Raw genomic sequence first — 10,561 nt, forward strand, 5'->3', positions numbered from 1 at the left:
GCGGCGGCAAGTAAACTCGCTGTCCGTGAGTCTCTCCATCGGCATCGTCGGCCTGCCCAACGTCGGTAAGTCCACGCTGTTCAACGCGCTGACCAAGACCGGCAACGCGCTCGCGGCCAACTACCCGTTCGCCACGATCGAGCCCAACGTGGGCATCGTGGGCGTGCCGGACGACCGCCTGCCCGTGCTGGCCGAGATCTTCGGCTCGGCGCGCATCCTGCCCGCCAAGGTCGAGTTCGTCGACATCGCGGGCCTGGTCAAGGGAGCCTCGGAGGGACAGGGGCGGGGCAACCAGTTCCTCGCCAACATCCGTGACACCGACGCGATCTGCCAGGTGATCCGGGTCTTCGGCGACCCCGACGTCACCCACGTCGACGGCGAGATCTCCCCCAAGCGGGACATCGAGACGATCAACACCGAGCTGATCATGGCCGATCTGCAGACGGTCGAGAAGGCCGTACCGCGCCTGCAGAAGGAGGCGCGCAACAACAAGGACAAGAAGGCCGCGCTGGAGGCCGCCGAGGCCGCGCTGGCCGTCCTGGAGACCGGCAAGACCATCTTTGAGAGCGGCCTCGACCGCGAGGAGCTGCGCGAGCTCCACCTGCTGACGGCCAAGCCGTTCCTCTACGTGTTCAACCTCGACGCCGACGAGCTCACCGACACCGCGCTCAGGGAGCAGCTCTCGACGCTGGTCGCCCCCGCCGAGGCCGTCTTCCTCGACGCCAAGATCGAGTCCGAGCTGGTCGAGCTCGACGAGGAGGAGGCGCTGGAGCTGCTGCAGTCGGTCGGCCAGGAGGAGTCGGGCCTGCGCCAGCTCGCCCGGGTCGGCTTCGAGACGCTCGGCCTGCAGACCTACCTCACGGCGGGCCCCAAGGAGACCAGGGCCTGGACCATCCGCAAGGGCGCCACGGCCCCCGAGGCGGCCGGCGTGATCCACACCGACTTCCAGCGGGGCTTCATCAAGGCCGAGGTGGTCTCGTTCGACGACCTGGTGGAGGCCGGCTCGATCGCCAACGCCCGCTCGGCGGGCAAGGCGCGCGTCGAGGGCAAGGACTACGTGATGCGCGACGGCGACGTGGTGGAGTTCCGCTTCAACGTCTGACGGCCGCGCCCGGCGCGTCTTTCGTCGGCCTTGCGTGACGCTTCGCTACGCTGTGTTGCCGACACTGTCATGGTGACGTGCCGAACGTGTTTAAGTGTCAACCACTTTGGGCCCCCGCGCGTCGAATCGTCACGGCGTTCACGCTGACTCGGGAGGCCCCTCATGATCCGTCGCATCATCCGGAAACGACGCCCCGCTCCGACGCTCGCGGGGATCAGCCTGGAGGAGGAGCTGGCCCTGATCAGGGTCGAGCTCATGTACGGCCTGCGCGTCAACAGGGAGGCTTACCTGCGCAGGAAGGTGGACGAGCGCAACGAGATGGTCAGCCGCATGCGCGAGCGCGACGCCGCGGAGATGCTGGCCGACCTGCGCGGCTCGCTGGAGCGGTCGGTCCGCCCGACGGTCGTCGATCTCCAGGGCAGGGCCGGGACCGTCCAGGGCGGGGCCGCCGACGCCCAGAGCCGCACCGGCGTCGTCGATCTCCAGAGCCGGCGCAGGGGGCGTTCGATGCAGGATCCCGAGCCCGCCTGAACGCGGCTCCGACATCCGCGGCCCATACCGAATGCGCAGGTCGTGAGAGGTTCATGCCTGTTCTGGACAGGAATCCGTGGCCGTCGCGCTAGGCGGTTTTAGGCGTTTGTCCTGGTCGTAAGCCGTTTCTGCCGGGAACTGATGGGAATCGGTACTGACGCCTGTCGCAGAGCCCCGGTTTGCCGTGAGGGCGGTCGTGCCTGCAGCATGGGCGTGGCTTTCCTGGAAGAATGGCGGAGACCGGATAGGGTGACTACTTCACCGCGGATGATGGGGATCGGCAACGGACGACACCGCGCCAGCCGGGGGGATCGGCGCGAGCGGAGGCGTGATGGCTCGTAGGTCTACCGTCCAGCACGATCCTCGGATCGCTGACGGGCGCGGGCTTTCCGCAACCCTGGACCCGGCCGACTACGACGTGCCGCCGCCCCGCCGGCCGCGGCGCGGTGGCTGGTCCGGCGGCGGCGGGCGATGGCTCGTCTGGGTGGGCCGCATCATTCTCTGGGCGCTTATCGTGGTTATCGTGGTGAATGGGATTCGTGCACCATTTGAGCGATTTACCCAGCAAGAGGGCACAACGTCCAATGCGGATGCCCCGGCGGCCGAGACGGGTTTCCCCACGCAGCGGGGGATGGCGTTCGCTGCCCAGTTCGCAGGGGTCTATCTCAATTTCAGCCCTGACGACGCGGACAGCAGGTCGCGCAAACTCGCGGCGTTCCTGCCCGACGCCTCCGACCCCCAGATGGGCTGGGACGGTTTCGGCAAGCTGGCCGCCGTCGCGATCCAGGCGTACGACATCGAGGTCGGCGACGACCAGAACGCCGTGGTCAGCGTGGCCTTCCAGTCCGGCCCGCGGCGCATGATGCTGTCGGTGCCGATCTACTACTCGGGCGACGAGGGCGGCAGGCGCTTCGTGGTGTCCGGGCGGCCGGCGATCCTGCCCGCGCCCGGCCCGGCCGAGCTGCCCCAGATCGCGCCCCCGGAGACCGACGACGCGGCGGCCGCCGAGCTGAAGCCGCAGCTGGAGGGCTTCTTCAAGGACTACGCGTCCGGCGAGACCGCCGGGCTGCAGCGCTACGTCGCCGCCGGCAAGAGCCTGCCCAGCTTCGGCGGCGCGTTCACCTTCGCCGAGCTCAAGAAGGTCGTGGTGCCTGTGGGGGGTGCCACAAGAGAGATTCAGGCGGTGGTCGTGTGGGTCGTGCCGAACGGCGACGCCCCGCCCACCCCGAACGCCACCGACCCCGCGGCGGTGGGCGCGCGTTTGGAGCAGGCCTACCGGCTCACCGTCGAGAAGCAGGGCGACAAGTGGTTCGTCGCCGACATCCGCGGCGCCGGGCGGGTCGTTGACTAAAGGCCCGTCCGCGCCGCAGAACGGTACCCCCCGGGAGGACGAGAAGTGACCTTGAAGACCATAGTGCTCTCCTTGCTGCAAATGACGCCGGCGCCCACGTCGACCGGCATCGACACCGGAGGGCTCGCCGACTTCCTACGGGCGTTCTTCGCCCCGTTGTTCCTGGTGGTGGTGTCGGTGGTCGCGCTGTTCTTCCTCTTCACCCGGGAGATCACCCGGTTCGTGCAGTTCTTGATCTTGGCGGTGGCCATCGGGGTGATCTTCTACGTGCCCAACATCATTGAGGTGACGGCAAAGGCGATCGCCGGCGCACTGGGCATCAAGTAAAGGGTTGAGACCGTCCGGCGGCGGTCATACGCGAGCGGGTGAGGGAGGAGGACCGGGTGGACCTGCCCACGTACACGAACATCTGGCGCATCGAGAAGCGGCTCTACAAGCTGTACGACCTACGCCTGCCGATGCCGCTCCCCATCGTCTGGATCGGCGTCTTCGTCGGGGTGTTCGTCCCGTGGTCCCTCCTGCTGATCCTGGTGGGCGTGCCGGTCGCGATGCCGTGGCACGTGCTGTTCCTGGTGCCGCCGGGCATCGTGACGTGGCTGTCGACCCGTCCCGTCATCGAGGGCAAGCGGCTCACCGAGCTGCTGGAGTCCCAGATGCGCTACCTGGGCGAGCCGAAGGCCTGGTACCGCCTCGCGCCCGGGGCCGAGCCGGAGACGGTGACCTTCTCCGCCCGCGTGTGGCGCACCGCGCCGGTCCGGGTCAAGGCCCGGCGTCCCGCCAAGGCACGGCAGGCGCAGCGGCGGGCAGAGGAGCAGCGGGCGGCGGGTCCGCGGCAGGTCCGGCCGGCGGTCGCCGCCGCTGCCGCCGCGGCCGGGCAGGCTCCGGTCGCCGAGCCGACGACCGGGCGTACGGGCTGGGGCTCCCGCCGCGGCACGGCTCCCGCGCTGCGGGGGCGGGCGCGACAGGGCACCGCCGAGGCACTTCCCGCCGGACGCGAGCGCCCGCTGGCCCTTCCGCCCGGCACCGACCCGAACGGCGCGGACCGGCCCACCGAGACCGGTCGCGAACGGGTCCGGCAGGAGGACGGCGCGAAGGCCGTCCGTGGGCGGGCGCGGGCGCGGCAGGAGGCCGGCGCAGAGGCCGTCCGTGGGCGGGCGTCGCAGGAGGACGGCGCGGAGGCCGTTCGTGGGCCGGCTCGGCAGGAGGACGGCGCGCGCCGCAAGGGCGGCAAGCGGCGGATCTTCGGCCGGGACGACGCGGTCCAGGAGGCCGCCAGCCAGCAGACCGCCCTCCGCGAGGCGGCACTGCGCGAGGCGGCCCTCCGCGAGGCCACTCTTCGCGAGGCCACCCACGGAGCTGGTGAGGAGCCGGTGACCCGCCTGGCGACCCCGTCACGGCCCGCGCAGGAGCCCACCGCTTCCGAGCATGGCCGGGATGAGGCATCGGCCCCTGAGCAGGGCGAGTCGGCGGCCGGCGAGCGCACGGCATCCCCTCGCGAGCGTGACGAGACGCAGGCTCAGGACCAGGTTGAGGCGCGGGTTCATGGTGAGGTCGCCGAGGCCGAGAGCAGCGAAGCCCGTGGTGACGGCGAGCCGGAGGGGCGGGACGTCCGTGGCGGGACGGTCGTGCCCATCCGCTCGGGGGGTCAAGGTCGTAAGTCCGCCGCCGCCAAGCCGATCGACACCGAGGCGCTGCGGCGACTGAGAAGGCTCGCGGCGAGCGCCGACGCCCCGTCGGACGCCGCTGCTCGCTCGGATGCCCGTACGGATGCGGGTGACCGGGTCGGCAGCGAGCGGCACGAGGACGAGGTCGCCCGCGACCAGCACCGGAAGGGCCAGCCGCCGAGGCTGGGCCCGGCCCTGGTGCTCCCGGGCCCGCACCGCGCCTGGCCGCCGCTCGACCCCAACGCCAAGCCCCTGCCCCGCCCCCCGGCCCCGCGCCCCGAGCAGCCGACCGGAGACGCGGCCACTGGCGGGCAGGCGGGCAGCGGCGAGGACACGCCGGCGATCCAGTCCAGCGCTCCCGGCGCGGGCGGCACGGCCGTCCCCGACGAGGTCACGGCCACCGGCACCGAGGACAGTCACGGCGCGGCGACTGGCGGGGCGGCGGCGAGCGGCGTCTCGGCGGACGCCACGTCAGCGAGCGCCCCCGCCGCCAGCACCCCCAAGGACAGCAGCTTCACTGCAAGCGGCGACGCTGTGAGCAGCGACGCCCGGCGCGGCGATGCGGTGAGTGGCGATGCTGCGAGTGGCGATGCTGCGAGCGGCGGATCCGAGCGGCGGGTGGCTTCCGGGAACACCGGCAGCGTCGAGGCCACCGAGGCCACTGGCAGTGCCGAAGCCACCGAGGACGCCGGCAGCGCTGCGCCTGCCCAGGGCAGCGAGCTTGCCCACAGCGCCAAGCCCACCCAGAGGGCCGAGTTCGCTGGCAGCGCCGGCTCCGGCCGGAGCACCGAGGCCGCCGGCAGCGCTCCGCCTGCCCAGGACAGTCAGCTCGCCGACAGCACCAAGCCCACCCAGAGCGTCGAGCTCGCTGGCAGCGCCGACGCTGTCCGGAGCACCGGGGCCAACGAGCCTGAGCCCAACGGCATCGGGGGCACCGAGGGAGCCAAGCCTGAGGCCGCCGGGGCTGAGCCCGCCGCAACCACTGGCGGTGCCGAAGACACCGGTGACGCTGAGGAAAGCGGAGAGCGGGGGCGGCGGGGTGGAGGGTGGCCGCGGTTGGCGCCTGTGGCCCCGGAGGCGCCCGCGCCGGCGACACACCGCGTGTCGGAGCGGCCGGACGGGCCCGCCTCAACGACGTACCGCGTCCCGGAGCGGCCGGATGCGCCTGCCCCTGCGGCGCGGCGCGCCCCCGAGCGGCCGGATGCGCCTGCCCCCGCGACGCGCCGTGCTCCGGAGCGGCCGGATGCGCCTGCCCCCGCGACGCGCCGTGCTCCGGAGCGGCCGGATGCGCCCGCCCCTGCGGCGTACCGTGCCCCTGAGCGGCCCGTCGCCCCGCTCAGGGGGCGGCCCGGCGTGCCCGCGGACGGGCGGCCGGGTGAGATCGTGGCGCCTGTGCCTGGGCCGCGGCCCGGGGAGGGCAGGGTGCGGCGGGTCGAGTCCGTGGTCGGACGGGACTCCGGCGGGTGGCGGCGGATCGCGCAGGTCGTGGTCGGCGGCTCCTCGGTGCGCACCGACGGCTCCGAGATCGACGAGGCCCGCGCCAGGGCCGTGTTCAGCGGCAGCCGCAGGATCCTGGTCCTCGGCTGCACGGGCGGCGCCGGCCAGAGCACCACGGCCCTCATGCTGGGCCACACCTTCGCCCAATACCGTGACGACAGGATCGTCGCCGTGGACGCCAACACCGGCGGCGACACCCTGACCAGCAGGATCGAACCCGAGACCCCCGAGACGCTCACCTCGCTGCTGGCCGGCCTCGACCGGGTCAGCGGCTATCTGACGATGCGCGGCTACACCACGAGGACGGCCTCCGGCCTCGAGGTGATCAGCGCCGACACCGACGCGGGCGCCGAGCAGCGCCTGGCGGACCGGTCGCTCTTCTCCGACCACCGCCTGGGCGAGTCCATGAGGCTGCTCGACCGCCACTACAAGCTGGCCGTCATCGACCCGGCGGCCGCGCTGGCGGCCCGCCTCCTGCCGTACGCCGACCAGCTCGTCCTGGTGGTCCCGGCGAGCGAGGAGGCGTCGGAGGCGGTGGCGATGACGTACGAGTGGCTCGACGGGCACGGCTGCGCGGAGCTGCGCAGGCGTGCGGTGATGGTCGTGAACGGCGTGAGCAGGCGTTCCATGGCCGACGTCGAGCAGGCTGAGTCGGTGGCCAGGGGCAGGTGCCGGGCCATCGTCAGGGTCCCCTGGGACGACGACCTCGCCCCGGGCGGGGCCGAGGTCGTCGATCCCGGGCAGTTGCGCGCGGCCGGGCGACGGGCCTACCTCGCCCTCGCGGGCGTGGTGGTCGCGGGCTTCGCCGCCCAGTCGGCCCAGACGGCGCGGACAGCGCAGTCGGCGCAGAGCGTACGACCGAGCGATGAGGAGTTGGCGAGTGACCCCCCGGGCACGAGAATCGGTGAGCGTTAAGTGAACAAGCGAGCAGGTCTGGCCCGTTCATGCGCCGAGGGGGCGGCATGAGCAGGGCGTCCCGAGCGCACCAGCGCCTCGCGGTCCGCTACTTCGACGACCGCATCCTGCTCACAGACACCTGCGCATGGGCGTATTTCCGCCTTCCGACGGTCAGCTACGAGTTCGTCACCCCCGAGGAGCGGGAGGCGCTGGCCACCAACATCACGATCGCGCTGGCCGCGATCAGGATGCCCGACGCCGAGGTCCATCTGCGGGTGGCGCACCGCACCTACCCGGCCGCCGAGTGGGCGATGGCGCTCAACGCCACCTCCGACGAGGGGCCCGGCTGGCGCGACTACCTGGAGGAGATGTACCGCCACGTCTGGGCGAAGGACTTCTGGACGAAGGAGGTCTATCTCGGCGTACGCCTGGGCCCGCGCGGCAAGCAGCTCGGCAGCGGCGTGCTCGCCCAGCTCCTCGGCTTCTACCAGAAGACCGAGAAGTCGCTCGGCATGACGGACGACCACGTACCCGACAGCGAGATCGGCCGCTGGACCGAGCAGGCGGAGCGCCTCGGCCGGGCACTCGCGTCGAGCGCCCTCTACGCCCGTCACGCCACCTCCGTCGAGGTGGCGTGGCTGTTCCAGCACGCGGCGGCGGGCGCGTCGGGCGACGCGCCGCCGTCGGCGAGCCCGCGCAGGCGGTGGGGCAGGGGCGAGATCGAGACGCTGGTCGAGGGCGAGATCCACAACGGCAGGAGCCTGCTGCGGATCGTGCAGCCGCAGGGCGACTCGTACGTCGCCCACCTGTCGTTCGCCCGCTTCCCCGACCTGATGCCGTTCCCCGACGGCGAGCCGTGGATGCACTTCGCCGACCAGCTCCCGTTCCCGGTGGAGATCTCCTCCAGGATGCGGCTGATCCCGCCGGTCAAGGCGTCGAAGGACGTGGCGCGCAAGCTGGCGCACGCCCGCGACATGGACCACCACATCCGCGAGGCGGGCGCGGAGGCCCCGCTGGCGCTGGCCGAGCAGATCGACGCGGCCCGCATGCTGGAGCACGGCATCACCAAGGAGCGCCTGCCCTTCGTGTACGGCTGGCACCGGCTGATCGTCTCGGCCCCGACCGAGGACATCTGCGTGCAGCGGGTGGAGGCGGTGGTCGAGCACTACCGGGACATGGGCATCGATGTGGTCAACTCGACCGGCGACCAGTTCTCGCTGTTCTGCGAGTCGCTGCCGGGCGAGAAGGTGCGCGTCAACGCCTACGCCCAGCGTCAGCCGCTGCGGACGATCGCGGGCGGCATGGCCACGGCCACCGTCGATCTCGGTGACCGGCTGGGCGAGGGCAGCGAGGGCTGGCTGGGCCCGTACATCGGGGAGACCGTCGGCAGGGCGCGCAGCATCGTGCACTTCGACCCGCTGGTGGCGGCCACCCGCAACCGGCCGACGGCCATCGCGATCACCGGCGAGCCGGGCGGCGGCAAGACCACGCTCGCGCTGCTGATGATCTACCAGATGGCGTTGCGCGGCGTCACGGTCGCGGTGATCGACCCCAAGGGTGACGCCGAGTCGCTGGTGCGGCTGCTGGACAAGCGCGGGCGCAAGGCCAGGGTCATCCCGCTGGGCTCGGCGGCGCCGGGCCTGCTGGACCCGTTCTCGTTCGGCGACGACATCGCGGCGAAGAAGACCATGGCCACCGAGACGCTGCGGCTGCTGCTGCCGCGCATGTCGGAGGAGCGCGAGTCGGCGATGATCCAGGCGGTCGCGGCGATCTCCAACCAGCCCGACCCGTCGCTCGGCAAGGTCGTCGACCACCTGGAGCAGGCCGACGACGCGGCGTCGAAGAACCTGGGCGCGGTGCTGCGCTCGATGTCGGAGATGCACCTGGCCCGGCTCTGCTTCGACCCCTCCGGCGGCGACCAGATCGACACCGAGGGCTGGACGACCGTCTTCACGCTGGGCGGCCTGACCCTCCCCGACGTGGCCACGACCAGGGAGGACTACTCGTACGAGCAGCGGCTGTCGGTCGCCCTGCTCTACCTGGTGTCGCAGTTCGCGCGCAGGCTGATGAACGGCCTCGACCGGCGCGCCCCCAAGGCGATCTTCCTGGACGAGGCGTGGGCGATCACCTCCACGCCCGAGGGCGCCAAGCTGGTGCCCGAGGTCAGCCGGATGGGCCGCTCCCGCAACACCGCGCTCGTGCTGGTCTCGCAGAACGCGGGGGACCTGCTGAACGAGCAGGTGACCAACTGCCTGTCGTCCGTGTTCGCGTTCAGGTCCACCGAACGGGTGGAGGTGAACCACGTGATGTCCCTCCTGGGGGTGGAGGCGTCGGAGGAGCACAAGGCCGTGCTGCGCTCGCTCGGCAACGGCGAATGCATTTTCCGTGATCTGGATGGCAGGGCCGGCCGCATCGGAGTAGACCTGGTCTCCGACGAGCTTCTTCGCTGGCTCGACACGAACCCGACACACGACAAACCCGATCGCGACGGGCATGATGATCTTCAAGGGGGCGTGGGCAGGCCGCAGGAGGTACGGTCATGAAGATCCGGCTATCCCGACGACTCGCGCTGGCACTCGCGCTGGTCACCGGCATCCTGGTGGTGCCGCTGGTCGTGGGCGGGCTGTCCGCGCCGGCCGCCGCGGCACCGTGCGACCTTTCCGGGCCGCTCACGCCCGAGGTGGTGGGCGGCGGCACCGACGGGCTCATCCAGGCCCCGGCTCCGGCCGGCGCCCAGCCGAGCACCCCGGTCACCAACTACGGCCAGTTCGGCATGAGCGGCCAGTTCTGGCACACGCACGAGCTGGGCTGCGGCGACTACGTCGCGGTGCTCGGCAACATGTGGGCCAACGGCATCTTCACCGCGGCCAAGGCCATCGACCGGCTGACGATCACCACGTACCAGGCGGCGGCCACCGAGGGACCGCTCCAGTCCATCAAGGACGTCGTCGATGACATCGTCACGAACCTGGCCAACGCCATGTACTGGCCGTTCCTCCGCCCGATCGTGATCCTCGGCGCGATCTGGCTCGCCTGGTACGGCCTGATCCGCAAGCGCGCCACCACGACCGCCGAGGGCGTCATCTGGATGGTGCTCGCGGTCACCGTCGCGACCTGGTTCTTCAGCCGTCCCGGCGACTTCACCGGCCTCGGCAAGGTCGTCACCGACAAGACCGGCGAGGTCGTCAACTCGGCCTTCTCCGGCCTGCCCGGCGCGGGCGGCGCGTCCTGCCTGCCGCCGCCCGGCCAGACCGCCGCCGAGCTCAAGCCCGGCGGCTACGGCCAGGTCGGCACCCCCGGCGTCGAACAGAACGCCGACGCGCTGTGGTCCACCCTGGTCTGCAAGCCGTGGCTGGTGGGCCTGTTCGGCACCGCCGACCCGCAGCAGCCGATCGTGCGCGACTGGGGCCGCAAGGTCCTGGAGATGCAGTCGATCCCGCCCGCCGTGGCCGGGCAGGCCGCCCCCGACGTGGGGGCGCGCCAGCAGGAGTACGCCTCGCTGGCCGACAAGCTCAGGAA

At 71.8% G+C, this 10,561-nt stretch carries 6 protein-coding genes and 1 pseudogene; all 7 read left to right on the plus strand.

The window, feature by feature from the left end:
* Positions 1 to 25: 25 nt before the first annotated feature.
* Positions 26 to 1,102, plus strand: coding sequence for a redox-regulated ATPase YchF (ychF, locus tag AC27IY_RS22815; RefSeq protein ID WP_344210758.1), 1,077 nt, complete (start codon positions 26 to 28; stop codon positions 1,100 to 1,102).
* A 162-nt stretch (positions 1,103 to 1,264) separates the two neighbouring features.
* Positions 1,265 to 1,633 carry a hypothetical protein gene (locus tag AC27IY_RS22820; RefSeq protein ID WP_487179105.1) on the plus strand — a complete coding sequence of 123 codons (369 nt, stop codon included), beginning with the start codon at positions 1,265 to 1,267 and terminating at the stop codon, positions 1,631 to 1,633.
* A gap of 631 nt (positions 1,634 to 2,264) precedes the next feature.
* A complete protein-coding gene (locus tag AC27IY_RS22825) occupies positions 2,265 to 2,984 on the plus strand; it encodes a conjugal transfer protein (protein WP_344210754.1) in 720 nt (239 codons plus the stop codon).
* Between the two features lie 81 nt (positions 2,985 to 3,065).
* Entirely contained in the window at positions 3,066 to 3,311 is a 246-nt protein-coding gene (locus AC27IY_RS22830) for a hypothetical protein (protein ID WP_240778098.1), read from the plus strand.
* 56 nt (positions 3,312 to 3,367) lie between these two features.
* Positions 3,368 to 7,060, plus strand: coding sequence for a TcpE family conjugal transfer membrane protein (locus AC27IY_RS22835; RefSeq protein ID WP_487179106.1), 3,693 nt, complete (start codon positions 3,368 to 3,370; stop codon positions 7,058 to 7,060).
* A 47-nt stretch (positions 7,061 to 7,107) separates the two neighbouring features.
* Entirely contained in the window at positions 7,108 to 9,585 is a 2,478-nt protein-coding gene (locus tag AC27IY_RS22840) for an ATP-binding protein (RefSeq protein ID WP_344210750.1), read from the plus strand.
* Positions 9,582 to 10,561 (plus strand): annotated as a pseudogene (locus AC27IY_RS22845) (type IV secretion system protein); the annotation flags it as partial. The gene AC27IY_RS22840 and the pseudogene AC27IY_RS22845, both read left to right, overlap by 4 nt.

It is taken from the genome of Nonomuraea sp. B208 (genome assembly GCF_057536035.1).